The organism is Achromobacter sp. GW823-FHT04E03, assembly GCF_058796095.1.
In genome coordinates this window covers 50,262-72,136 of record NZ_JBXAIJ010000002.1, presented here as the reverse complement: position 1 = coordinate 72,136, position 21,875 = coordinate 50,262, and the positions used below count along the sequence as shown (strand labels likewise).

General features: G+C 66.8%; 24 protein-coding genes. 8 read left to right on the top strand and 16 right to left on the bottom strand.

Annotated elements, in window-relative coordinates; translation table 11 throughout:
• Positions 1–7: 7 nt before the first annotated feature.
• Entirely contained in the window at positions 8–820 is an 813-nt protein-coding gene (locus tag AC1RHV_RS11590) for a substrate-binding domain-containing protein (protein ID WP_192330351.1), read from the bottom strand.
• Between the two features lie 171 nt (positions 821–991).
• Between AC1RHV_RS11590 and lipA the strand changes: the two genes are divergently transcribed.
• On the top strand, positions 992–1,996 hold the full coding sequence (gene lipA / locus AC1RHV_RS11585) for a lipoyl synthase (protein WP_054457058.1): 1,005 nt from the start codon (positions 992–994) through the stop codon (positions 1,994–1,996).
• 1 nt (position 1,997) lies between these two features.
• Here lipA and rfbC read toward each other — a convergent pair whose 3' ends face one another.
• The 5 genes from rfbC to AC1RHV_RS11560 are packed head-to-tail and all read right to left on the bottom strand — an operon-like array spanning position 1,998 to position 5,992.
• Positions 1,998–2,540, bottom strand: coding sequence for a dTDP-4-dehydrorhamnose 3,5-epimerase (gene rfbC, locus AC1RHV_RS11580; protein ID WP_175164188.1), 543 nt, complete (start codon positions 2,538–2,540; stop codon positions 1,998–2,000).
• The gene (rfbA, locus tag AC1RHV_RS11575) at positions 2,540–3,421 is read right to left on the bottom strand and encodes a glucose-1-phosphate thymidylyltransferase RfbA (RefSeq protein ID WP_175164190.1); all 882 of its coding nucleotides are present in this window, start codon (positions 3,419–3,421) and stop codon (positions 2,540–2,542) included. The genes rfbC and rfbA overlap by 1 nt, the downstream gene beginning before the upstream one ends.
• Positions 3,403–4,314: a dTDP-4-dehydrorhamnose reductase gene (rfbD, locus tag AC1RHV_RS11570; RefSeq protein WP_492300866.1), complete on the bottom strand. Its 912-nt coding sequence runs from the start codon at positions 4,312–4,314 to the stop codon at positions 3,403–3,405. The genes rfbA and rfbD overlap by 19 nt, the downstream gene beginning before the upstream one ends.
• A 10-nt stretch (positions 4,315–4,324) precedes the next feature.
• Positions 4,325–5,386, bottom strand: a complete 1,062-nt coding sequence (gene rfbB, locus AC1RHV_RS11565) for a dTDP-glucose 4,6-dehydratase (RefSeq protein WP_306650600.1) — start codon at positions 5,384–5,386, stop codon at positions 4,325–4,327.
• Between the two features lie 51 nt (positions 5,387–5,437).
• Positions 5,438–5,992, bottom strand: a complete 555-nt coding sequence (locus AC1RHV_RS11560; RefSeq protein ID WP_054457048.1) for a cob(I)yrinic acid a,c-diamide adenosyltransferase — start codon at positions 5,990–5,992, stop codon at positions 5,438–5,440.
• A gap of 200 nt (positions 5,993–6,192) precedes the next feature.
• On the opposite strand from AC1RHV_RS11560, the gene AC1RHV_RS11555 reads away from it, so the two are divergent.
• A complete protein-coding gene (locus AC1RHV_RS11555) occupies positions 6,193–6,498 on the top strand; it encodes a copper-binding protein (RefSeq protein ID WP_054457046.1) in 306 nt (101 codons plus the stop codon).
• A 127-nt stretch (positions 6,499–6,625) separates the two neighbouring features.
• Here the strand turns inward: AC1RHV_RS11555 and hslU are convergent, their stop codons facing one another.
• The 5 genes from hslU to AC1RHV_RS11530 all read right to left on the bottom strand — a co-directional run bounded on the left by hslU (position 6,626) and on the right by AC1RHV_RS11530 (position 11,326).
• Positions 6,626–7,960 (bottom strand): ATP-dependent protease ATPase subunit HslU, encoded by a 1,335-nt coding sequence (gene hslU / locus AC1RHV_RS11550; RefSeq protein WP_054457045.1) that lies wholly within the window; start codon positions 7,958–7,960, stop codon positions 6,626–6,628.
• 73 nt (positions 7,961–8,033) lie between these two features.
• The gene (gene hslV, locus AC1RHV_RS11545) at positions 8,034–8,573 is read right to left on the bottom strand and encodes an ATP-dependent protease subunit HslV (RefSeq protein ID WP_013396837.1); all 540 of its coding nucleotides are present in this window, start codon (positions 8,571–8,573) and stop codon (positions 8,034–8,036) included.
• A gap of 149 nt (positions 8,574–8,722) precedes the next feature.
• On the bottom strand, positions 8,723–9,187 hold the full coding sequence (dksA, locus tag AC1RHV_RS11540) for an RNA polymerase-binding protein DksA (RefSeq protein ID WP_006389752.1): 465 nt from the start codon (positions 9,185–9,187) through the stop codon (positions 8,723–8,725).
• A gap of 126 nt (positions 9,188–9,313) precedes the next feature.
• Positions 9,314–10,432, bottom strand: a complete 1,119-nt coding sequence (locus AC1RHV_RS11535) for a CobW family GTP-binding protein (RefSeq protein ID WP_054457043.1) — start codon at positions 10,430–10,432, stop codon at positions 9,314–9,316.
• Between the two features lie 387 nt (positions 10,433–10,819).
• Positions 10,820–11,326, bottom strand: a complete 507-nt coding sequence (locus tag AC1RHV_RS11530) for a Fur family transcriptional regulator (protein ID WP_013396835.1) — start codon at positions 11,324–11,326, stop codon at positions 10,820–10,822.
• Positions 11,327–11,656: 330 nt separating this feature from the next.
• Here AC1RHV_RS11530 and AC1RHV_RS11525 point away from each other — a divergent pair, with 330 nt between their 5' ends.
• From AC1RHV_RS11525 to AC1RHV_RS11505, 5 genes are read left to right on the top strand one after another with little or no spacing between them, the layout of a single operon-like run.
• Positions 11,657–12,376 carry a metal ABC transporter ATP-binding protein gene (locus AC1RHV_RS11525; RefSeq protein ID WP_119450151.1) on the top strand — a complete coding sequence of 240 codons (720 nt, stop codon included), beginning with the start codon at positions 11,657–11,659 and terminating at the stop codon, positions 12,374–12,376.
• Positions 12,373–13,239: a metal ABC transporter permease gene (locus AC1RHV_RS11520; protein ID WP_054457039.1), complete on the top strand. Its 867-nt coding sequence runs from the start codon at positions 12,373–12,375 to the stop codon at positions 13,237–13,239. The genes AC1RHV_RS11525 and AC1RHV_RS11520 overlap by 4 nt, the downstream gene beginning before the upstream one ends.
• A 22-nt stretch (positions 13,240–13,261) precedes the next feature.
• Entirely contained in the window at positions 13,262–14,233 is a 972-nt protein-coding gene (locus AC1RHV_RS11515) for a metal ABC transporter substrate-binding protein (protein WP_492300862.1), read from the top strand.
• The gene (locus AC1RHV_RS11510) at positions 14,194–14,877 is read left to right on the top strand and encodes a DUF1007 family protein (RefSeq protein ID WP_492300860.1); all 684 of its coding nucleotides are present in this window, start codon (positions 14,194–14,196) and stop codon (positions 14,875–14,877) included. Before AC1RHV_RS11515 ends, AC1RHV_RS11510 begins: the two co-directional genes overlap by 40 nt.
• Entirely contained in the window at positions 14,877–15,884 is a 1,008-nt protein-coding gene (locus tag AC1RHV_RS11505; protein ID WP_492300859.1) for a nickel/cobalt transporter, read from the top strand. The genes AC1RHV_RS11510 and AC1RHV_RS11505 overlap by 1 nt, the downstream gene beginning before the upstream one ends.
• A 58-nt stretch (positions 15,885–15,942) precedes the next feature.
• Here AC1RHV_RS11505 and xerC read toward each other — a convergent pair whose 3' ends face one another.
• Genes xerC through AC1RHV_RS11480 form a run of 5 tightly spaced genes read right to left on the bottom strand, consistent with a single transcriptional unit; the run spans position 15,943 to position 20,364 of the window.
• Positions 15,943–16,938, bottom strand: coding sequence for a tyrosine recombinase XerC (gene xerC, locus AC1RHV_RS11500; protein WP_192330334.1), 996 nt, complete (start codon positions 16,936–16,938; stop codon positions 15,943–15,945).
• Between the two features lie 20 nt (positions 16,939–16,958).
• Positions 16,959–17,636 carry a DUF484 family protein gene (locus AC1RHV_RS11495; RefSeq protein ID WP_054457030.1) on the bottom strand — a complete coding sequence of 226 codons (678 nt, stop codon included), beginning with the start codon at positions 17,634–17,636 and terminating at the stop codon, positions 16,959–16,961.
• A gap of 3 nt (positions 17,637–17,639) precedes the next feature.
• Positions 17,640–18,551: a diaminopimelate epimerase gene (dapF, locus tag AC1RHV_RS11490; RefSeq protein ID WP_492300857.1), complete on the bottom strand. Its 912-nt coding sequence runs from the start codon at positions 18,549–18,551 to the stop codon at positions 17,640–17,642.
• A 21-nt stretch (positions 18,552–18,572) separates the two neighbouring features.
• Positions 18,573–19,463, bottom strand: coding sequence for a lysophospholipid acyltransferase family protein (locus tag AC1RHV_RS11485; RefSeq protein ID WP_054457026.1), 891 nt, complete (start codon positions 19,461–19,463; stop codon positions 18,573–18,575).
• A 34-nt stretch (positions 19,464–19,497) separates the two neighbouring features.
• The gene (locus AC1RHV_RS11480; protein ID WP_054457024.1) at positions 19,498–20,364 is read right to left on the bottom strand and encodes a lysophospholipid acyltransferase family protein; all 867 of its coding nucleotides are present in this window, start codon (positions 20,362–20,364) and stop codon (positions 19,498–19,500) included.
• Between the two features lie 278 nt (positions 20,365–20,642).
• Here AC1RHV_RS11480 and metK point away from each other — a divergent pair, with 278 nt between their 5' ends.
• Positions 20,643–21,806 carry a methionine adenosyltransferase gene (gene metK / locus AC1RHV_RS11475; protein WP_059374170.1) on the top strand — a complete coding sequence of 388 codons (1,164 nt, stop codon included), beginning with the start codon at positions 20,643–20,645 and terminating at the stop codon, positions 21,804–21,806.
• Positions 21,807–21,875 lie beyond the last annotated feature (69 nt).

Here is a 21,875-nt window from a genome sequence, read left to right as displayed (position 1 = left end):
ACGCATCCTACGTGCTCAGTCTTTCCTCAAAAACCACTTCCACCGTAATCCGCTCGCCCGTGCCGCATTCGCCATCCAGGCGGTCCAGCAGCAACTGGCCGGCGCGCCGGCCCAGGAGGGCGGCGTCGGCGCCCAGGGTGGTCAAGCCCTGCGCCCACTGCGCGGCGCTGCCGTCGTCCGAGTAGCCCAGCACCGCCAGGTCCTGCGGCACGTGCAGGTCGCGGTTGTGGGCTTCCGAGACCGAGGCCGCGGCCAGCAGATCGCTCGTGCAGAACACCGCATCGAAGATCGTGTTGGTGGTCAGCAAGCGCAGGAAGGCCATGCGGCCGTCGTTCATGTGCTGCACTTCAGGCTGCACGATGTCCGCTGCCAGTTCCAATCCGAGTGCGGCTGCACTGCTGATGAAGCCTTCGCGCCGGGCGCGTTCCCACGGGTTGTCTGCGCTGACGCAGGCGACGCGCGCATGGCGCTTGGCGGCCAGGTGCCGCGCCGCCATGCGGCCGGCTTCCGCGTTGTCGACCACCACGGCGCCGTCCAGCGGCTGTGCGGACAGGCTCCAGGTCTCCACGACGGGGATCTCCAGCGCCGCCAGGGCAGCGCGCAGGGCGGGATCGTCCAGCGGGCCGATGGCCAGGGCGGCGGCGGGGCGCAGCTCGCCCAGCAGGGGCTGTGACTGGGCCTCATGCCAGGGGCCGGCGGCCAGATAGTAGCCCGCAGGCAGCAGCAATCCGGCGCAGGCCTGGATGGCGCGGGCCGCGGGCGCCCAGTCCAGTCGGGGTGCGATCAGGGCGATGGGGTGGGGCGGGGGCAGGGAAGACATGGGCAAAACCGGCGGATTCGTCAGGCGTGACGATAACCCAGCCCGGCTGCGGCCAAGGAGGTTTGCCGCCCGGGGGACGGGACCCCGCGCGGCGGATCCGGGCGGCGGAGGGTAAAATGCCGTTTTTGTCTCAGACCCGGCGCGCGCTCGCGCCGGTCATGAAGGTGCTCCATGTCCACGCTCGCCGAGTCTCCTGTTCCCTCGAACGAATCCGCCGCTGCGCCCGCGGAAGCGGTCTACGATCCGACGCAAAAGCAGAAATCGCAGGCCAAGACCGCGCGCATCCCGATCAAGATCGTTCCGGCCGAGCGCCTGAAGAAGCCTGAATGGATCCGCGTGAAGGCCGCCGCGCCCGGCTCGCGCTTCTACGACATCAAGCGCATCCTGCGCGAGCACAACCTGCACACGGTGTGCGAGGAAGCGTCCTGCCCGAACATCGGTGAATGCTTCGGCAAGGGCACGGCCACGTTCATGATCATGGGCGACAAGTGCACCCGCCGCTGCCCCTTCTGTGATGTGGGCCACGGCCGCCCGGATCCACTGGACACCAACGAACCCCTGAACCTGGCGCGCACCATCGCCGCGATGAAGCTGTCCTATGTCGTGATCACCTCGGTGGACCGCGACGACCTGCGCGACGGCGGCGCCGGCCACTTCGTGGATTGCATCACGCACATCCGCGAACTGTCGCCCAGCACCCGCATCGAGGTGCTGGTGCCCGATTTCCGCGGCCGCCTGGACCGCGCGCTGACCATCCTGAACGCCGGTCCCCCGGACGTCATGAACCACAACCTGGAAACCGTGCCGCGCCTGTACAAGCAGGCGCGCCCGGGCTCGGACTACATGCACTCGCTGAAGCTGCTGGCCGAGTTCAAGAAGCTGCACCCCGAAGTCCCCACCAAGTCCGGCCTGATGCTGGGCCTGGGCGAGACCGACGAGGAAATCCTGCAGGTGATGCGGGATATGCGCGAGCACAACGTGGACATGCTGACGATCGGGCAGTATCTGCAGCCGTCGGAACACCATCTGCCGGTGCTGCGGTACGTGCATCCGGATACTTTCGCCATGTTCGAGCGCGAAGCTTATGCGATGGGGTTCTCGCATGCGGCGGTGGGTGCGATGGTGCGGTCTTCGTACCACGCCGACGAACAGGCGCACGCCGCTGGCGTGAACTGATTCAGCAGGCCGGCGCGTCGGCGAACGGCGCGCCGTTGCGGTCCTTCTCGGACAGCAGGGGCGGTTGCACGCAGGGCCAGGCAATTGCCAGCTGCGGATCGTTCCAACGTATGCAGCGTTCGTGCTGCGGGGCGTAATAGTCCGTGGTCTTGTACAGCACCTCGGCAAACTCGGACAGCGTCAGGAAGCCGTGGGCGAAGCCTTCCGGTATCCACACCTGGCGCCTGTTCTCCGCGCTCAGTAGCGTGCCCACCCATTTCCCGTATGTCGGCGAGCCGCGCCGCAGATCCACCGCTACGTCGAAGATCTCGCCCGCGCACACGCGCACCAGCTTGCCCTGCGCCTGTTCGACCTGATAGTGCAGCCCGCGCAAGACGCCCTGTACCGAACGCGAATGATTGTCCTGCACGAAGCTGGGGCGCAGCCCCGTCGCTGCTTCGAACGCGGCCTGGTTATAGCTCTCGAAGAAAAAGCCGCGTTCGTCGCCCACTACCCTGGGCTCCAGGATCAGCACATCGGGAATGGCTTGAGGGATGGCTTTCATCAAAATACCTTGTCCACCAGGATGCGCATCAGATATTCGCCGTAGCCACTCTTGGCCAGGGGTGCGGCCAGCTTTGCCAGCGCGTCGGCGTTGATCCAGCCTTGGCGGAAGGCGATTTCCTCGGGGCAGGCTACTTTCAGTCCCTGGCGATGTTCCAGCGTGGCGATGAACTGGCCGGCCTCGAGCAATGATTCATGGGTGCCGGTATCCAGCCAGGCGTAGCCGCGGCCCATGATTTCTACGGCCAGCCGGCCCTGTTCCAGGTAGCGCTGGTTGACGTCGGTGATCTCGAGTTCGCCGCGCGCGGACGGCCGGATGCCGTGGGCGATATCAATGACGTCGTTGTCGTAGAAGTACAGCCCGGTCACGGCATAGCTGGAGCGCGGCTGCACAGGCTTTTCCTCGATGGACAGTACCTTGCCGTGCTGGTCGAATTCCGCCACGCCGTAGCGTTCCGCGTCCTGGACATGGTAGGCGAACACAGTAGCGCCTTCCGTGCGCGCGTCGGCCCGTTGCAGCAGTCGGGGCAGTTCATGGCCGTAGAAGATGTTGTCGCCCAACACCAAGGCGCAGGCATCCTGGCCGATGAAGGGCGCGCCGATGAGGAATGCCTGCGCCAGGCCGTCGGGCGCAGGCTGCACCGCATACTCGAGATTCAGCCCCCACTGCGAGCCGTCGCCCAGCAGTTGCTGGAAGCGCGGCGTGTCCTGCGGCGTGGAAATGACCAGGATGTCGCGGATGCCCGCCAGCATCAGCGTGCTTAGCGGGTAGTAGATCATCGGTTTGTCGAAGACCGGCAGCAGTTGTTTGCTGATGGCTAGCGTCGCCGGGTGCAGCCGGGCGCCCGAGCCGCCGGCCAGAACTATGCCTTTGCGCGCCATGCGGGGTCTCCAGGGGTGACGAGTTGATCCAGGGTACGGTCGACCTGTTCGGTCCAGGGCGGCATTTGCCGTTGCAGCGCGCGCGACAGCACGGCGGTGTCCAGCACGGAATTGAGCGGCCGTTGCGCAGCAGCGGGATAGTCGCGCGTGGCGACGGCGCGAATCCGCTCGGGAGCCAGCGCCAGGGTGGCGCCGCGCGCGGCGGCGCCAGCGACGACGTACTGTGCGTAGCCGTGCCAGCTGGTGGAGCCGGCGGCGGCCAGATGGTAGGTGCCTGCGGGCAGCTGGTCCGCGCGGCGGCGCTGGATCGCGAGCGCCGTCAGGTCGGCGATCAGTGTGGCCGACGTCGGCGCGCCATGCTGGTCCGCAACCACGTCCAGGCTTTCCCGTTCCCGCGCCAGGCGCAGCACCGTCGCCAGGAAATTGCCGCCATGCGTGGAGTAGACCCAGCTGGTTCTGAATATCAATGCATCGCAGCCGCTAGCCAGGATGGCGTGTTCGCCTTCGAGCTTGCTGCGGCCGTACACGTTCAGGGGGTTGGGAGCGTCGGTCTCCGTGTAGGGCCGCTCCTGCGTGCCGTCGAATACGTAGTCGGTCGAATAGTGCACCAGCAAGGCGCCGGCCGCACGCGCATGGCGGGCCAGGGTGGCCACCGCGAGCGCATTGACCTGGTGGGCGGTGTCGGGATCACTCTCAGCCTGGTCCACCGCCGTGCAGGCGGCCGCATTCACGATCACGTCAGGCCGGTGGAGCGTCAGAATCGTGAGCAGCGCATCCTGGTCGCGCAGGTCGGCGTCGCCGCGGCCCAGCGCCACGACCTCTCCCAAGGGGAGCAGGGCGCGGCACAGTTCCCGGCCGACCTGGCCGTCCTTGCCCAGCAATAAGATCTTCACGCGGCCCTTGCTAAGTCTCGTAGCGTTTTTTGGCCCAGTCGCGATACGCGCCACTGGCGACGTTCGCCACCCATTGGGGGTGGCCCAGGTACCAGAGTACCGTTTTTCGAATGCCGGTTTCGAATGTTTCGGCGGGCGTCCAGCCCAGCTCGCGCCGCAGGCGGCCGGCATCGACCGCATAGCGGCGGTCATGGCCAGGCCGGTCGGTGACATGCTTGATCTGGGCTGAATAGGGCTGCCCGTCGGCCCTGGGGCTGAGTTCATCGAGCAGCGCGCAGACGTGGCGCACCACGTCGAGGTTGGTTTTTTCGTTCCAACCGCCCACGTTGTAGGTCGCGCCCGGTTGCCCGGCCTCCAGGATCTTGCGGATCGCATCGCAATGGTCCGCCACATACAGCCAGTCGCGGATCTGCTTGCCGTCGCCATAGATCGGCAGGGACTTGCCGGCGAGCGCGTTGCGGATGACCAGCGGGATCAGCTTTTCCGGGAACTGGTAGGGGCCGTAGTTATTGGCGCAGTTCGAGGTCAGCACCGGCAGGCCGTAGGTGGTGTGGAATGCCCGCACCAGATGGTCGCTGGCGGCTTTGCTGGCGGAATAGGGACTGTTGGGCGCGTAGGGAGTCGTTTCCGTGAACGCGGGGTCGGTGTTTCCCAGTGTGCCGTAGACCTCGTCGGTGGACACATGCACGAAGCGCAGGCGCGCCTGTTCGCCTGTCGGCAGGCCGGTCCAGTAGTCACGCACCGCCGTCAGCAGGCGGGACGTGCCCACGATGTTGGCCTGGATGAAGGGCTCGGGATCGGCGATGGAGCGGTCGACGTGGGTTTCGGCAGCGAAATTGATCACGGCCCGCGGTTTATGGGCACGCAGCAGGCGCGCAACCGCCTCCTGATTGCCGATATCACCCTGTACCAAGGTGTGCCTGGGATCGCCGCGCAGCGGCGCCAGATTGTCGGGGTTGCCGGCGTAGGTGAGCTTGTCCAGCGTAACGACGGGTTCGTCGCTGCGGGCAAGCCAATCCAAGACGAAATTGGAACCGATGAAACCGGCTCCTCCGGTGACCACAATACTCATTTCTTCAAATCCTCAGGTCCCTGCGGCGCCAGGCGCGGCAGGGCCGCGAGACTACTTGCGCGCCTGGGCGCCCGCCCAGAACGTGTCTTTCTGTCCCGCATGCTGGTTTATACAACGCGCCAGCACGAACATCAGATCCGACAGCCGGTTCAGATACTGCCGCACGGGCGGGTTCACCGGTTCGACCCGGGCCAGCGCCACCACGGCCCGCTCGGCCCGGCGGCAGACCGTGCGCGCCATGTGCGCCTGCGCCGAACCGCGCGAACCGCCGGGCAGGATGAATTCGCGCAGAGGCGGCAGCGCCGCGTTGTAGTGGGCCAGGCGCGCGTCCAGGCGGGCGATGTGGTCGTCCGTGAGCGCGGTATGGCCAGGGATGCAGAGTTCCGCGCCCATGTCGAACAGGTCGTGCTGGATGGCCAGCAGATCCGCGGATATCTCGGCGGGCAGGTCCTCGGTCAGCAGTACGCCGATCACGCTGTTCAGTTCGTCGACGTCGCCGATGGCCGCGATGCGCGGGGCGTCTTTGGGCGTGCGTGATCCGTCCCCCAGGCCCGTGGTGCCGTCGTCTCCCGTGCGGGTGGCGATGACGGATAAGCGATTGGCCATGGGGCTCCTGAAATGAGTGACGAAAGGTATGGGTTTTGCGTCCAGCCATGAAACATGGGGGGGCGCGTCGCGGGTTCCGCAATCAACTGTCAGAATTGTTGCGTCCGGGCGAGGGAACTGTTGCACAAGGGCGGTATCCTAGCACTGTGGAAAGCGGGGACGCCGGTTCCGTGCTTTCCCTGCAATCGGAGGATATCTGCATGATTTTTGACCGCAAGTATGCAATACCCATGGCCGCCGCGGCAGCCGTGGCCGTCGTCACGCTGGCCGCGCCGCTGGCGTTCGCGCAGCAGGCCGATGCCAGCGGGGAAGTGCGGCGGGTGGACCCGGCGGGCGGCAAGGTCACGATCAAGCATGACGCCATCAAGGCGCTGGACCTGCCCGCGATGACGCTGGTCTATGAAGCGGATCCGGCGCTGCTGGCCAAGATCAAGGCGGGCGACAAGGTGCGCTTCACGGCGGTCCGCAAGGACGGCAAGTACATCGTGACGGCGATCAGCAACTAGCGTCGCCGGGATGGCGCCGCGCGCACGCCGGGCGGCGCAGCGGGCCTGCTGGTCAAAAGAAAACGCCGTGCGCAGCGCCAGGCTGCGGACGGCGTTTTGCTGGCGGCGCGCAGGGCGCGCCCGCGGTTTACAGCACGTAGCGCGCCAGATCCTGGCTGCTGGCGGCTTCGGCCAACTGCGCGTTGACGTAGGCGGCGTCGATCTTCACATGCTTGTCGCTGCTGGAGGTCGCGTCGAAGGACAGTTCGTCCAGCAGTTTCTCCATTACCGTATACAGGCGGCGGGCGCCGATGTTCTCGGTGGTTTCGTTGACCTCGTAGGCGAGCTCCGCCAGGCGGCGCACGCCTTCTTCCGTGAACTCCAGCTGCAGGTCCTCGGTGGCCATCAGCGCCGTGTACTGCTTGGTCAGCGAGGCGTCCGTGTCGGACAAGATGCGCACGAAGTCCTCGGCGGTCAGCGATTCCAGTTCGACGCGGATCGGGAAACGGCCCTGCAGTTCAGGGATCAGGTCCGAAGGGCGCGACAGGTGGAAGGCGCCAGACGCGATGAACAGGATGTGGTCGGTGCGGACCATGCCGTAGCGCGTGTTGACGGTGGTGCCTTCGACCAGCGGCAGCAGGTCGCGCTGCACGCCTTGGCGCGAGACGTCCGCGCCACCGGATTCCTGGCGGGCCGCGATCTTGTCGATTTCGTCCAGGAAGACGATGCCGTTCTGCTCGACGTTGTTGATCGCCACGGTGCGCAGGTCTTCTTCGTTGACGCGCTTGGCGGCTTCTTCGTCGACGATCAGCTTGAAGGCTTCGCGCACCTTCATCTTCTTGGGCTTCTTCTTGTCGCGGGCCATGCCGGCGAACATGCCGCGCAGCTGCTCGGCCATTTCTTCCATGCCGGGGGGCGTCATGACGTCCATTTGCGGCACGGCCTGGGCGACTTCGATTTCGATTTCCAGGTCATCGATCTTGCCTTCGCGCAGGCGCTTGCGGAAGGTCTGGCGGGCGCTGTTGTCTTCGCCGCGTTCCGGCTCGCCGGAGGCGCCGCGCGGGGGCGGCACCAGGGCGTCCAGGATGCGGTCTTCGGCGGCGTCTTCTGCCTGGGTGCGCACGCGGCGCATTTCCAGTTCGCGGGTCTGCTTGATCGAGTATTCGGTCAGGTCGCGGATGATGGTGTCGACGTCGCGGCCCACATAGCCCACTTCGGTGAACTTGGTGGCTTCGATCTTGATGAAGGGCGCGTTGGCCAGCTTGGCCAGGCGGCGCGCGATTTCGGTCTTGCCCACGCCGGTGGGGCCGATCATGAGGATGTTCTTGGGGTGGATCTCGTGGCGCAGGGGTTCGGCGACCTGCTGGCGGCGCCAGCGGTTGCGCAGCGCCACGGCCACGGCGCGCTTGGCGCGGTTCTGGCCGACGATGTACTTGTCGAGTTCGGAGACGATCTCTCCGGGCGTCATGTTGGATGCGGACATGAGGGCGGATCCTTGAAGCTAGGGCGGGCTGGGGTGGCGGCCGCGGCGCGACTGGCGCGCCGCGTGGCGGGCGTCAGTCGCCCAGCGTTTCGATGACGTGGTTCTGGTTGGTGTAGATGCAGAGGTCGCCGGCGATTTCCAGCGATTGCTTGACGACGGCTTCCGGGGAAAGCTCGGTGTTGCGCAGCAGCGCCAGCGCGGCCGACTGCGCATAGGCGCCGCCAGAGCCGATGGCCGCCAGGCCGTGTTCCGGCTCGAGCACGTCGCCGTTGCCAGTCAACACCAGCGTGTGCTCGGCGTCGGCCACGATCAGCATGGCTTCCAGGCGGCGCAGGACGCGGTCGGTGCGCCAGTCGCGGGTCAGTTCGACCGCGGCGCGCATCAGGTTGCCCTGGTGTTTTTCCAGCTTGGCCTCGAAGCGTTCCTGCAGGGTGAACGCGTCGGCGGTGGCGCCGGCAAAGCCGGCCAGAATCTTGTCGTGGTACAGGCGGCGGATCTTGCGGGCGGTGCCCTTGATGACGATGTTGCCCAGGGTGACCTGGCCATCGCCGCCCAGTGCGACGCGGTTGCCGCGGCGCACGCACACGATGGTGGTGGCGTGAAATTGTTCCATGCGTTCCTTCCTATGAAGGGATTAGCTGGGGGCGGTTCTGGGGAAATCAAGGCGGGACGGTTGCGTCCCCTTTGCGTGCCGGCCCAAGAAAAAAGGCCATGCTGGAAACCAGCATAGCCTTTCAGCGTAGGGCTTGAATACGGGACGGATCAGTCGCCGTAGAGCTTCTGGCGCATCTCGCGGCGTTCCTGCGCTTCGAGCGACAGGGTGGCCGTGGGGCGGGCCAAGAGGCGCGGGATGCCGATGGGTTCGCCGGTTTCCTCACACCAGCCGTATTCGCCGCTGTCGATGCGGGCGATGGACTGTTGCACCTTCTTCAGCAGCTTGCGCTCGCGGTCGCGGGTGCGCAGCTCCAGGGCGTGTTCTTCCTCGATCGTGGCGCGGTCGGCGGGATCGGGCACGAACTGCGTTTCGCGCAGGTGCTCGGTGGTTTCGCCGGCGTTGGCCAGGATGTCCTGCTCGAGTTGTTTGAGCCGTTCCTTGAAGAAAGCCAGCTGGCGTTCGTTCATATAGTCGGACTCGGGCATGGCCAGCAATTCCTTCTCGCTGGGCAGATCAATCGCCGTATCGCTCGTCGACTTGCTTGATTTCTTGGTTGCTGCCTTGGTAGCCATGAAAACACTCCACTATGAATCGATCCTGGCGCGGGCGTTCATTCCCGGTCCGTATTACTTGTTGCCTACGCTATTCGTACCTCACAGTACTGCCTTCGTCGCATCACGTCACGTCAGGAAGGGGGATTACCCCGCCAGGCACTGCTCCAAGCCCCGGGTGAAAATCTCCTGGGGCAGCTTACGGCCGATGAAAACCATCTTGGTGGACGGTTTTTCGGCTGCGGTCCACGGCTTGCCGGGTTCGGCGCCCATCATCATGTGCACACCCTGGAACAACATGCGGCGGTTGATGCCCTTCATGTACAGGATGCCCTTGTAGCGCATCAGGTCGGGACCATAGACCTGCACCACGCCGCCCAGGAATTCCTCAAGGCGCGCGGGATCGAACGGCTTGTTGGAACGGAACACGAACGCGCCGATTTCGTCGTCGTGCTGGTGGTGGTGATGATGGTGGGCATGATTGCAATGCGCCCCGCAGTCGCCTTCGTGATCATGGTCATGATCGTGGCCATGGTCATGCCCATGGTCGTGATCGTGGCCGTGGTCATGGGCGGCGTCGGGGTGCTCATCGGCCAGGAAATCCGGGTCGATGTCCAGAATGGAATTCAGGTTGAAGCCGCTGATGTCGATGATGGACTTCAGGTCGACTTCGCCGAAGTTGACCGGCGTGATCGGCGCGCGCGGGTTCATGTGAACCAGGCGGTGGCGCAGCGCTTCGTAGTCGACTTCGTTGACCAGGTCGCGCTTGGAGATCAGGATGCGGTCGGCGAAACCGACTTGCTTCTGGGCTTCGGGCTGGGCGTCAAGGGTGGCCATGCCGTGCTTGGCGTCGACCACCGTGACCACCGCGTCCAGGCGGTAGTACTCGGCAATGTCGTCATCCATGAAGAACGTCTGGCAGACGGGGCCGGGGTTGGCCATGCCGGTCGTTTCGATGATGACGCGTTCGAAAGACAGTTCGCCGGCTTCGCGCTTGGCGCGCAGTTCGCCCAGCGTGCGCATCAGGTCGCCGCGCACCGTGCAGCAGACGCAACCGTTGGACAGCTCGATGATTTCTTCGTCGCGGTCCTGCACCAGCAGGTCGTTGTCGATGCTTTCCGGCCCGAACTCGTTTTCGATGACCGCCACGCGGCGGCCATGGTATTCGGTCAGGATGCGTTTGAGCAGGGTGGTCTTGCCCGCACCGAGAAAGCCGGTGAGGATGGTGACGGGAACCATTTTGTCCAAACTGCGCGGGGTGTTCATGGCGAAGCTGCTAGCGTGAAGTCAAGGCGTTAAACAGGAACTCTCGGCGGGGATCGCAACCCTGTCTTGCAACGCCGTCTTGCGACGTTTCGACGGGGTTTCCCAGTCTTTGCCGGAGGGTGTTTGCCGCAGGCTGCGTGGGCCGCCTGCAGCGGCCGGACGCAGGATTACAGCACAGTCGGGGGCAGGGGGCAAACCCAGGGTCAACCCTGGGGCCGTAGCCATCCAGATGGCGTCCGTACGCCGTCAAGTATCGGGCGATACCACTATTTGGGGGCGGTTTGCCCGATTTCAAGAGCGCGATGCGCGCATCCGGATGAAACGGCCTGTACGGGCTTGCTGCCGATGGCGGAGAACCGCGGGCGGGCTGCCCGCCAGCACTAGTTCTTAATGATGGTGGTGGCCGTGGCCGGCGTCCGCGGCGGGCTGCTTCTGCTGGCATTGGGGGCACAGCGCGCGGATTTCGGTTTCGTGGGTGGCCAGGGCATAGCCGGTCTGGGCGACGCGTTCAGCCAGTTGGCGGCTCATGGCGGGGTCGGACACTTCCGCGACTGCGCCGCAGCCCGTACAGACGACCAGCAGGTCGTGGGGCGCGCCGCCCGCGTCGTGGCAGGCGCTCCAGGCGTTGACGGCGTCCAGGCGGTGGATCAGGCCCTCGTCCATCAGGAAGTCCAGGGCGCGGTACACGGTCGGGGGCGCGGCGCCCGGATGCACGGCGCGCATTGCATCCAGCAATTCATAGGCCTTCAGGCTGCGGCCATGGCGCAGCAGCAGTTCCAGCACCTTGCGGCGGATGGGGGTGAGGCGGCGCCCGCGCTGCTCGCACAGCGCTTCGGCGACGCTGAGCTGGGCGCCGACGGTATCGCTGCGAGGGGTGCGGGGCGGTGCGGACATGGCTGGCTTTATCTCTATGGAAAACGCGCGCGATGCGCGCGAGATGCCTGGAAGGTAGCAGAAAACATCCAGATGCGGGCGAACGCCGTGGAATCAAGCCGTTTAGTTATGATATAACATAATAAAACTGGCTGTAGCCGCTATTTGCCTCCGCATTCTTTCCATGTCCCATTTCACGCTTTTGCCCCGGCGGCCCGGTGCCGCGCCGCGGCAAACACTCCCGCCGCGTTCCGCCTTCCTGGTCTCCGCCTGGCGCCGCATGGCCGCGGCCGTGGTCGCTGCGGCGGCCTTGTGGGCCTTGACCGGTTGGGCGCTGGATTGGTGGGTGCGATGAACGCGCCGGTCACCATCGAGCTGGACGACGCGTCCTTCGGTTGGCATGGGCACGCCGCGCTCAAATCGGTGTCGGGGCGTTTCGCCGCGGGCGGCATGACCGCCGTAGTGGGTCCCAACGGAGCGGGAAAGTCCACGCTGATCAAGGGCATCATGGGTGTGCTGCGTCCCATGGCCGGCAGCGTGCGCATCAGCGGCGCGGGCCGTTCGGAACTAGCCTGGCTGCCCCAGGCCGCGGAGCTGGACCGTTCGTTCCCGGTGTCGGTGCTGGACCTGGTGGCAATGGGCGCCTGGCGCCGAGTGGGGGGATGGCGCAGATATGCGAACCAGGAGCTCGAGCGCTGCATGGACGCGCTGGAGACCGTGGGCATGGCCGACGCGGCCGGACGCGGCGTGGACGCGCTGTCGGGCGGGCAGATGCAGCGTGCGCTGTTCGCGAGGATGCTGGTGCAGGACGCGCCCGTGCTGCTGCTGGATGAACCCTTCGCCGCCGTGGACAGCCACACGGCGGACGACCTGATGGCCCTGCTTTGCGGCCTGCATGGCCAGGGCCGCACCGTGATTGCGGTGCTGCATGACCTGGATCTGGTGCGTGACCATTTCCCCGAGTGCCTGCTGCTGTCCGGTTCGGTGGTGGCCTGGGGAGACACCGAGCACACGCTGAACGACGCGCATCTGAAGCGGGCGCGGCAGTGGTTGGCGGAGGTCCGCGCATGAGCCTGGCGCAATGGGTGGCGTCGCCCTTCCTGGATTACGGTTTCATGCGACGCGCGCTGGCCGGCGCCTGCGCCCTGTCGCTGGGCGCGGCGCCGCTGGGCGTGTTCCTGGTGCTGCGGCGCATGAGCCTGATGGGCGATGCCATGTCGCATGCCATCCTGCCTGGCGTGGCGGCGGGCTTTCTGCTGGCCGGACTGTCGCTGGGCGCAATGATGCTGGGCGGCATCGTCACGGGGCTGGCCGTGGCGTTGCTGGCGGGATTGGTGGCGCGCATGACGCCGCTGCGCGAGGACGCCAGCTTTGCCGCGTTCTATTTGATATCGCTGGGGCTGGGCGTGCTGCTGGTGTCCCTGCGCGGCTCCAATATGGATCTGCTGCACGTGTTGTTCGGCACGGTGCTGGGGCTGGACGACGCGGCATTGCTGCTGGTGACGGCCACGGCCAGCGTGACCCTCCTGGCGTTGGCCGCGATCTATCGGCTGCTGGTGGCCGAATGCCTGGACCCGGGTTTCCTGCGTGCCAGCGGCGGCGGCGGAGGCTGGGTCCACATGGCTTTCCTGGTGCTGGTGGTGGTGAACCTGGTGGCGGGCTTTCAGGTGCTGGGCACGTTGATGGTGGTCGGCATCATGATGCTGCCGGCCGCCGCCGCGCGCTTCTGGGTCCGCTCTGCCGCCCGCCAGATCCCGCTGGCCGCGGGACTGGGCGTGACAGCCTCGACGACCGGTCTGCTCATTTCGTACCACTTCAATGTGCCGGCCTCGCCCGCGATCATCCTGGCGGCCGGCGCCTTTTATCTGTTTTCCATCGTGGGCGGCCCGCAAGGCGGGCTGCTGCCGGCGCGACGCCGCATGCGCCGCGCCTGACTCATCCAATAGGAGATACGCCATGCGTTTCCATTCCCTGGCGCGCCGCCGCGCGCTGCTCGCCACGGCCGGCCTGTGCCTGTCGGCGCTGTTCGGAACCGCGCAGGCCGCCGAACCGTTGAAGGCCGTGGCTAGCTTTTCCATCCTGGGCGATATCGTGCGGGAAGTGGGCGGCGCCGACGTCAGCGTGGCTACGCTGGTGGGGCCCGATGGCGACGCGCACGAATATGAGCCGACGCCGGGCGATGCGAAGAAGCTGGCTGCCGCGCGCGTGCTGTTCGTCAACGGCCTGGATTTCGAGACCTGGATGCCGCGCCTGGCGAAAGCGTCGGGTTTTGCCGGCGCTACCGTGGTCGCGTCCCAGGGCGTGAAGACGCGCACGTTCGCGGGCGGCGGGCATGATGATGGGCACGACCACGACCACGACCACGACCACGATCATGGCCATGGTCATCACCATCACGGCGGCGCCGATCCGCACGCATGGCAGAACCTGGCCAATGGCGTCATCTGCGCCCGCAATGTGGCCGAAGGGTTGGCTGCCGCCGATCCCGCGCATGCCGACGCCTACCGCCAGCGCGCGCAAGCCTATATCGCGCGCCTGCAGGCGCTGGACGCGCAGGTCCGCAAGACCTTTGCCGCGATTCCGGCCGAGCGCCGCAAGATCGTGACTTCCCATGACGCCTTCGGTTATTTCGGCGATGCCTACGGCGTGGCGTTCATTCCCGTGATGGGCGTGTCGACGGATGCGGAACCCGCCGCAGGCGAGGTGGCCCGCATCATCGAACAGGTCAAGCGCGAGCGTGTGCCTGCGGTATTCGTGGAGAACATCAGCAGCCCCAAGCTGGTCCAGCAGATCTCCCGCGAAACCGGGGCCAAGGTGGGTGGTACGCTTTATTCCGACGCCCTGTCCAAGCCCGGACAGCCCGGCGCCACCTACCTGGAAATGTTTGAATGGAACGCACGTCAGCTCGCCGCGGCCATGCAGCCCTGACCGCGGCGGCGATGCTGCTGGCGGCAGGCGCCGCCAGCGCGCACCCGCATATGTGGATCGATGCCCGCGCGGCGATCGATATCGATGGACAGCAGCGCATCACGGCGGTGCGGCAGGTCTGGCTGTTTGACGAGATGTTCGGCGCCTACGCCACGCAGGGATTGAAGAAGGGCAAGGACGGTTCGCTGTCGCCCGAGATCCTGCAGGGCATGGCGCGGGACTGGATGCAGGCGTTGGGCGAACCGATCTCGCACTACTTCACCCGCGTCACCGTGGACGGCAAGACCTTGGCTTTCGCGGCCCCGCAAGATGCGCGCGTCGACTGGAGCCCAAAGACCACGCGGCTGACGCTGTCCTTCACTTTGCCGCTGGCCACGCCAGTGGCGCCGGACGCAGGCGGCGCGCAGGTGGACATCTACGATCCCACCTATTTCGTGGCCTACGCCTTCGATGAGAGCGGCGCGGTATCGCTGGGCGGACAGGGCGCCAAGACCTGCACGTCCGCCTACCGCAAGCCCAAGGAACTGGATTGGAAAACCATGCAGCAATTGGCCGCGATCCCGGCCGACCCGGACGCCTTGCCGGACGAGCTTTTTGCGATCACCAAGGGGCTGACGCACCGCATCGAGGTGCGGTGCGGGTAATGCTCGCGCTGCTGGCCGTGCTGCTGCTGGGCGGCGCGGGCGCGGCCGCGGCCGCGGCCCAGGGCGCGCACCCCTTCGGCGTGCCGGAGAGCGGGGCGGGCGCGGGCGGGCCGGGTTGGCTGGCCGGCTTCTTTGGTCAGGTATCGGTCTGGCAAAGCCATTTCTACCGCCAGCTGACGGGCGCGGTGCGCGCCTGGCAGGCCGAAGGCGGCGCGGCCTGGGCCTTGATCGGCCTGTCCTTTGCCTATGGCGTATTCCATGCCCTGGGGCCGGGACATGGCAAGGCCGTGATCTCTTCCTACGTGCTGGCCAACCGCCAGACCGCGCGCAACGGCGCGCTGCTGGCGCTGGCGTCCGCGCTGATCCAGGCGTTGGTGGCGATTGCGCTGGTGGCGGTGCTGGCGCTGATCTTCAACGCCACCGCGGCCACGATGAACAACGCGACGCGCTGGCTGGAACTCGGCTCCTATGCGCTGGTGACCTTGTTGGGCATGTGGCTGGTGTGGGTCAAGGCGGTTCGTCCGCTGTTGCGGACCCGTGCTGGACGGGCGTCTACGGGGTCGATGCCAGAGCACGGCCATGGACATGAGCACACTCACCATCATCACCACGATCACGATCACGATTGCGGCTGCGGCCACGCACATGTGCCCGCGCCGGCGCAGGTGTCTGGCCCGTTGAACTGGCGTCGCGCGGCAACGGCGATTCTGGCCGTGGGCTTGCGCCCGTGCAGCGGCGCGTTGATCGTGCTGGTGTTCGCGCTGGCGCAGGGCTTTTTTCTGGCCGGCGTGGCCTCGGCCCTGGCGATGGGCCTGGGTACCGGACTGACGGTGGCGGCGCTGGCGTGCCTGGCGGTTGCGGCCGGGGGCGCGGCCACGCGCGTCGGCAGCCGGCTGTCCGGTGTTGGCGCGGCGCGCCTGCGCTATGGCGTGGAAGCGCTGGCGGCACTGGCGGTGCTGTTGCTGGGGGTGATGCTGCTGGGCGGCGTGATCGCGGGAGGCGGCTAGGGAACGGTCGCGCGAATTTGCGTAGCTGTTTCACCAGAATGCGTCGGACCCGACGCGTTCAGGATTTGCGTCCGGCCCGAGGATGCGCCTGGTCGTAGGCGCGGGCCAGGTGCTGGAAATCCAGCCGCGTATAGATCTGTGTGGTGGAGATGTTGGCGTGGCCCAGCATTTCCTGCACCGCGCGCAGGTCCTGCGCGGATTGCAGCACATGGCTGGCGAAGCTGTGGCGCAGCACGTGCGGGTGCACGTGCGTGGGCACGCCGGCCTGCTGCGCGATGCGAGCCAGCTGCAGTTGCACCACGCGCGGCGAGATGCGCCGACCGCGCGCGCCCAGGAACAACGCGGCTGCGTCCTCGGGCTGCGCCGTGAAGGGCGTGAGCTGCGGGCGCGCCGCGATCCATTTGCGCAGGGCGGCCAGAGCCGCCTGGCCCACCGGCACCGAGCGGCGCTTGCCGCCCTTGCCCAGCACGATGACCTCGGCCTCTTCCAGGCTCAGCCAGCCGCGCGATTCGTAATTGCCGGAGCGTTCATAGCGCAGGTCCAGCCCGACCAGCTCCGACAGCCGCAGGCCGCTGGAATAGAGCAGTTCGAACATGGCCTGGTCGCGCAGCGCCGCGGGTTCGTTCGCCACTTGCGCGGGCGCGCGGTCCAGCAAGGCCTGGGTCTGCTCCACGGACAGGGCCTTGGGCAGGCCGCGCGGCGCCTTGGGGGCGCGCACGCCGGCCACCGGATTGCCGGCCAGCTCGATGGCCGGGGCCCACCATTGATAGAAGCCACGCCAGGCCGCCAGCGTGCGCGCAAGGCTGCGGGGCCCGCGGCCCTGGGCATGCAGGCGCGCCACGAACTGGCGGATGTGGCCGTTGCCGATCTTGTCCAGCGGCAGCTTGGCCTGGTCGGCAAGCTCGCGCAGGAAATGCAGTTCGCGGCGATAGCCGTCCAGTGTGTGGGGCGAGTAGCGCCGGTTGGTTTCCAGATGGCGCAGCCAGGCGCTCATGGCGTCCGGCAGGGGAGTATCGGGCGGGGCCGCGTCTTGCGCTTGCGTGGCTGTCGGCATGGCGTCCGCCCGTGTCACCGCTAGGCCTTGGGCGAGGCCGGATTCAGCCGATGCAGCGCCGCGGAAGCCAGCTGGCCGATGGATTCCAGGAAGGTCGTGCCCATTTCAGGCGTGAAGCGCTCGGCGTCGTCCGAACCCAGCACCAGCAGGCCGACGGCGGGGCCGTCCGCTTCCAGGCGCAGCGGCACCAGCGCCAGCGACTTGGGCTTGGCATCCAGCCAGCCGGCCGCTTCGAATTCGGTGTCGGTGCCGCAGTACGGCGTCTTCAGGCTGTCGGTAAAGGTGCGTACGTCCTGCGTGACGGGTTCGCCGTAGCCGGTTGCGGGCAATTCCGACAGGTCCCACAGGCGCAGCGCCACATGGTTCAGCTCGAACTGTTCGGCCAGCCCCAGGGCGATTTCGCCTGGTACATGCTGCGGATCGCATTCGGACAGCAGGCGGCAGCACCACTTGGCCACATGGGTGCCGATGCTTTCGTTGGCGGTGGCGTTGCGCACGAGTTCGTTCAGGCGCCATTCGAGTTCGCGGTTGCGCTCGCGCAGCGTCAGGATCTGGCGTTCGCCCAGCGAAATGGCGCGCGAGCCATGCGGATGCGGCACCTGCAACGTGGCGAAGACGTCAGCGTGATCGTCGAAGAAGCCGGGGTTCTCTTGCAGGAAATCAGCGACGTCCTGAGCGGTAATAGCGGTATCAGTCATGGCTTATCGGTTCAGCCCCATGGAGAAGACGAGCTTGTCGATATCGACCTGCCCCGTGAAGACGGACTCGGCAGGGCCGGTCATGCGCAATTGCTCGCCGTTCCAGGCGACGGTCAGCACGCCGCCGCGCGCTTGCACGCGCACCGGCGAGTCCAGCAGGCCGCGGCGGATGCCGGCCGCGACGGCGGCGCAGGCGCCCGTGCCGCAGGCCAGGGTTTCGCCGGCGCCGCGTTCGAACACGCGCAGGCGGATGTTGTTGCGATCCACGATTTGCATGAAGCCGGCGTTGACGCGGCGCGGGAAGCGCGGATGGGTTTCGATCAGGGGACCGAGAACGGACACGGGCGCGGTGTCGACGTCGTCCACCACCTGCACGGCGTGCGGATTGGAAATCGCCACGGCGGACAGCGCGACGGTGCGCGGCAGGCCGGCGGGCGCGTCCAGTTCCAGTTCCCACAGCGCGTCCTGGCCTTCGACCCGCGATGCGAGGCCTGCGGTGTCGAACGGCAGCGCGGCGGGCTCGAAGCGCGTGCTGCCCATGTCGACGGTGACCTGCTCGTCGTCGCCCTGGTCCAGCACCAGGATGCCGGTGGCGATTTCGGCGCGCAGCGGGTTGCGGTCGGACAGGCCCTGCTCGTGCACGAAGCGCACGAAGCAGCGCGCGCCATTGCCGCAGTGCTCGACCTCGCTGCCGTCGGAATTGAAAATGCGGTAACGGAAATCGGCATCGGGCCGGGTCGCGCGTTCGACCAGGAGGATCTGGTCGGCGCCGATGCCGAAATGCCGGTCGCCCAAGGCGCGGGCGCGCTCGGGCGTCATTTCGATGGTCTGGCGGACCCCGTCGAGCACGACGAAATCGTTGCCCGCGCCATGCATTTTGGTGAAGTTCCAGTTCATCACTGGATTATCGCCCATATTGGGGCGCGAGCTGCGGACTCAGTAGAGTTTGGGTTCGCCCGGCGGACGGGTCTTGAAGCGGCGATGGACCCAGTAGTACTGGCTGGGGCAGCGGCGCACCCAGGATTCCAGCTCGCGGTTCAGGCGCGCGGTGGCGTCTTCCAGCGATTCGGTCCCGGGGAAGTCGGCCAGCGGCGGCAGCACTTCGACGTGGTAGCGGCCGGTATCCGGGTTCCAGAAGTCCAGGATGGGCAGCACGGCGGCATCCCATTTCTTGGCCAGCTGGGCGGTGGCGAGCAACGTCGCCGCAGGCACGCCGAAGAACGGCGCGAAGGTGGCGCCCTGGCGGCCGAAGTCCATGTCCGGCAGGTAGTAGACGGGGCGGGGCTCACGCAGGTGGCGGATCAGGTCGCGCACGCCGTCCTTGCGGCTGACCAGAAAGACCTCGTTGAAGCGCTTGCGGCCGGCGGCCACGATGGCGTCGACCTGGGGATCGCTTTGGGGCGTGTACATGGTGGCGGCGCTGGGCACCTCCATGGTGAGCCGCGTCGCGGCCGCGTCCAGCCCGATGAAATGGGGCGCCAGCAGGATGACCGGGCGGCCCTGCGCGGTCAGCGCGTTGATGCGGTCCGCGCCAGTTTGCGTAACCATGTCTTTGATGGCTTCGGGCGTGCCGTACCAGAGCACGCCGCGGTCGACGATGGATTGCGCCAGCGCGCGGAAATGGTCCGCGACCCACTGTTCGCGCACGTGTTCCGGCTGGTCGGGAAAGCACAGTTCCAGATTGCGGCGCACGATGCGGGCGCGCGACTTGGCCAGCCGCGGGGCCAGCCAGCCCAGGGTTGCGCCGATGCGCTGCCGGGTCGACGGCTTGATGCGGCCGAACCATTTCAACAGGGATGTCAGCGCGCGCGTTTTGAAATCAGTCATGGTCGGTAATAGGGAGCGGACAGGGCGCGGTGGTTCAGCTTGCCGGAGTAGCAGCGTCGGCGGCGGGAGCCGGCGGCGCGCCGCGCGGCGTCTTGTAGCGGTTGTAGCTCCAGAGGTATTGCTCCGGGCAGCGGCGGATCAGCGTTTCCATGGCGGCGTTGAGCAGCGCGGCCTGCTCGGCGGCGTCGGCGGGCAGCGGCTCGGGCACGCGCACATAGTGGATGCGCCAGCCCCGGCCTCCCGGCAGTCGTTCGCCTGCGGTCAGGATGATGGGTACGCCCGTCTGCGTGGCCAGCTTGCCGGGGAGCGTCATGGTGTAGGCCATGCGCCCGAAGAACGGCGCCCAGACGCCGTCGCCCACGCTGGGCGCCTGGTCGGGCAGCATGCCGACGGATTCGCCGCGGCGCAGGGCGCGCACGAATTCGCGCACTCCCTGCATGGTGGCCGGCACGGCGTTGACGGCCGAGGTGTTGCGCGCGGTTTCCAGCAGCGGGGCCAGGACGTCCTTGCGCGGCGGCCGGAACATGACGGTCATGGGCATCTGGCGGGCCAGGTAGCGCGCGGTGATCTCGAAGCAGCCCAGATGCGGCGTCAGGAACAGGATGCCGCGGTTCTCGGCGCGGGCCGCGCTGACCACGTCGTTGTCGTCCGAGATCACCTGGGCCAGGCTTTGTTCATTGCGGAACCAGACCCGCGGGCTCTCCAGGATCATGGCGCCGATTTCGCCCGCCGCGCGTCGCGCGAAGGCCGGATCGGGGTAGCCGGCCTGGGCCGCGTTGGCCTGCAGCCGCCGGCGATACTTGCCCGGCCAGGCGTAGATCGCACGCCCGGCCAGCCGCCCCACGGCATGCGCGACGGAAAGGGGCAGGGCGGCGAATGATCTGAACAGGAAGAGCAGCATGCGGCAGAAAAATGGGACGGACAGAAAGTGCGCCTGGGTCTGGGGCTATATGCATACGTCCCCCAGCTTTGGCGGCAGAACCGCATTTTCGCTTAAAATAGCGCAGTCGCCGAGTTAACCGACAACTTGCGGGGCGACGGCAAGGGTACAGCGCTTTGCGCGCCTCTTGCCAAATCCGCTAAAGCGTCGCGCCCAGATTTGCGTATGTCTTGCGGTCAGGGGTGCAACGCGCCTCGTGAACCTATGCGCCGGCAACGCCGGCCACCAAGGACGCATCTGTGGCCAACAACGACTTTCTCTTTACTTCCGAATCCGTCTCCGAAGGGCACCCCGACAAGGTTGCCGACCAGATCTCCGACTCGATCCTGGACGCGATCTTCACGCAGGACCCGAATGCGCGCGTCGCAGCCGAGACCCTCTGCAACACCGGTCTGGTAGTGCTGGCTGGCGAAATCACCACCACCGCCAACGTCGACTACATCCAGGTCGCGCGCGACACGATCCGCCGCATCGGCTACGACAACACCGAATACGGCATCGACTACAAGGGCTGCGCGGTGCTGGTCGCCTACGACAAGCAGTCGCCGGATATCGCCCAGGGCGTGGACCGCAGCTCCGAGGACTACCTGAACCAGGGCGCGGGCGACCAGGGCCTGATGTTCGGCTATGCCTGCGACGAAACCCCCGACCTGATGCCGGCCCCGATCTGGTACGCGCACCGCCTGGTGCAGCGCCAGAGCGAACTGCGCAAGGACGGCCGTCTGCCGTGGCTGCGTCCCGACGCCAAGTCGCAGGTGACGTTCCGCTACATCGACGGCCGCCCGGCTGAAGTCGACACCGTTGTGCTGTCGACCCAGCACGCGCCCGAGGTCTCGCAAGAGACCATCCGCGAAGCGGTGATCGAAGACATCATCAAGCCCAGCTTCCCCGAAGGCCTGATCACGCCGCAAACGAAGTTCCTGGTCAACCCGACCGGCCGCTTCGTCATCGGCGGTCCGCAAGGCGATTGCGGCCTGACCGGCCGCAAGATCATCGTCGACACCTACGGCGGCGCATGCCCGCACGGCGGCGGCGCGTTCTCGGGCAAGGATCCTTCCAAGGTCGACCGCTCGGCCGCCTACGCCGCCCGCTACGTGGCCAAGAACATCGTGGCCGCCGGCCTGGCGCGCCAGTGCCAGGTGCAGGTCAGCTACGCCATCGGCGTGGCCGAGCCCATCAACATCACCGTCTACACGGAAGGCACGGGCGTCATCCCCGACGACCAGATCGCCAAGCTGGTGCGCGAGCACTTCGATCTGCGTCCGAAGGGCATCGTCAACATGCTGGATCTGCTGCGCCCGATCTACGCCAAGACCGCGGCCTATGGCCACTTCGGCCGTTCCGAGCCGGAATTCTCGTGGGAAGCCACGGACAAGGTGCAGGCGCTGAAGAAGAGCGCGTAACCCTTTCAAGCCGACAAAATGCCCCCGCGCTGCGGGGGCATTTTTTATGCAGCCACGGATGAGCGCGGC

Bases quoted from the DNA above. Each gene is read 5' to 3' on its own strand.
- AC1RHV_RS11510 (WP_492300860.1), top strand. From the start codon at position 14,194: ATGGAACGCACGTCAGCTCGCCGCGGCCATGCAGCCCTGACCGCGGCG.
- dapF (WP_492300857.1), bottom strand. From the start codon at position 18,551: ATGGGCGATAATCCAGTGATGAACTGGAACTTCACCAAAATGCATGGC.
- AC1RHV_RS11485 (WP_054457026.1), bottom strand. From the start codon at position 19,463: ATGACTGATTTCAAAACGCGCGCGCTGACATCCCTGTTGAAATGGTTC.
- hslU (WP_054457045.1), bottom strand. From the start codon at position 7,960: ATGTCCGCATCCAACATGACGCCCGGAGAGATCGTCTCCGAACTCGAC.
- AC1RHV_RS11535 (WP_054457043.1), bottom strand. From the start codon at position 10,432: ATGAACACCCCGCGCAGTTTGGACAAAATGGTTCCCGTCACCATCCTC.
- AC1RHV_RS11560 (WP_054457048.1), bottom strand. From the start codon at position 5,992: ATGGCCAATCGCTTATCCGTCATCGCCACCCGCACGGGAGACGACGGC.
- AC1RHV_RS11525 (WP_119450151.1), top strand. From the start codon at position 11,657: ATGAACGCGCCGGTCACCATCGAGCTGGACGACGCGTCCTTCGGTTGG.
- xerC (WP_192330334.1), bottom strand. From the start codon at position 16,938: ATGCCGACAGCCACGCAAGCGCAAGACGCGGCCCCGCCCGATACTCCC.
- AC1RHV_RS11495 (WP_054457030.1), bottom strand. From the start codon at position 17,636: ATGACTGATACCGCTATTACCGCTCAGGACGTCGCTGATTTCCTGCAA.
- rfbA (WP_175164190.1), bottom strand. From the start codon at position 3,421: ATGGCGCGCAAAGGCATAGTTCTGGCCGGCGGCTCGGGCGCCCGGCTG.
- AC1RHV_RS11555 (WP_054457046.1), top strand. From the start codon at position 6,193: ATGATTTTTGACCGCAAGTATGCAATACCCATGGCCGCCGCGGCAGCC.
- AC1RHV_RS11530 (WP_013396835.1), bottom strand. From the start codon at position 11,326: ATGTCCGCACCGCCCCGCACCCCTCGCAGCGATACCGTCGGCGCCCAG.
- AC1RHV_RS11505 (WP_492300859.1), top strand. From the start codon at position 14,877: ATGCTCGCGCTGCTGGCCGTGCTGCTGCTGGGCGGCGCGGGCGCGGCC.
- AC1RHV_RS11515 (WP_492300862.1), top strand. From the start codon at position 13,262: ATGCGTTTCCATTCCCTGGCGCGCCGCCGCGCGCTGCTCGCCACGGCC.
- hslV (WP_013396837.1), bottom strand. From the start codon at position 8,573: ATGGAACAATTTCACGCCACCACCATCGTGTGCGTGCGCCGCGGCAAC.
- lipA (WP_054457058.1), top strand. From the start codon at position 992: ATGTCCACGCTCGCCGAGTCTCCTGTTCCCTCGAACGAATCCGCCGCT.
- rfbC (WP_175164188.1), bottom strand. From the start codon at position 2,540: ATGAAAGCCATCCCTCAAGCCATTCCCGATGTGCTGATCCTGGAGCCC.
- dksA (WP_006389752.1), bottom strand. From the start codon at position 9,187: ATGGCTACCAAGGCAGCAACCAAGAAATCAAGCAAGTCGACGAGCGAT.
- AC1RHV_RS11520 (WP_054457039.1), top strand. From the start codon at position 12,373: ATGAGCCTGGCGCAATGGGTGGCGTCGCCCTTCCTGGATTACGGTTTC.
- AC1RHV_RS11590 (WP_192330351.1), bottom strand. From the start codon at position 820: ATGTCTTCCCTGCCCCCGCCCCACCCCATCGCCCTGATCGCACCCCGA.
- rfbB (WP_306650600.1), bottom strand. From the start codon at position 5,386: ATGAGTATTGTGGTCACCGGAGGAGCCGGTTTCATCGGTTCCAATTTC.
- AC1RHV_RS11480 (WP_054457024.1), bottom strand. From the start codon at position 20,364: ATGCTGCTCTTCCTGTTCAGATCATTCGCCGCCCTGCCCCTTTCCGTC.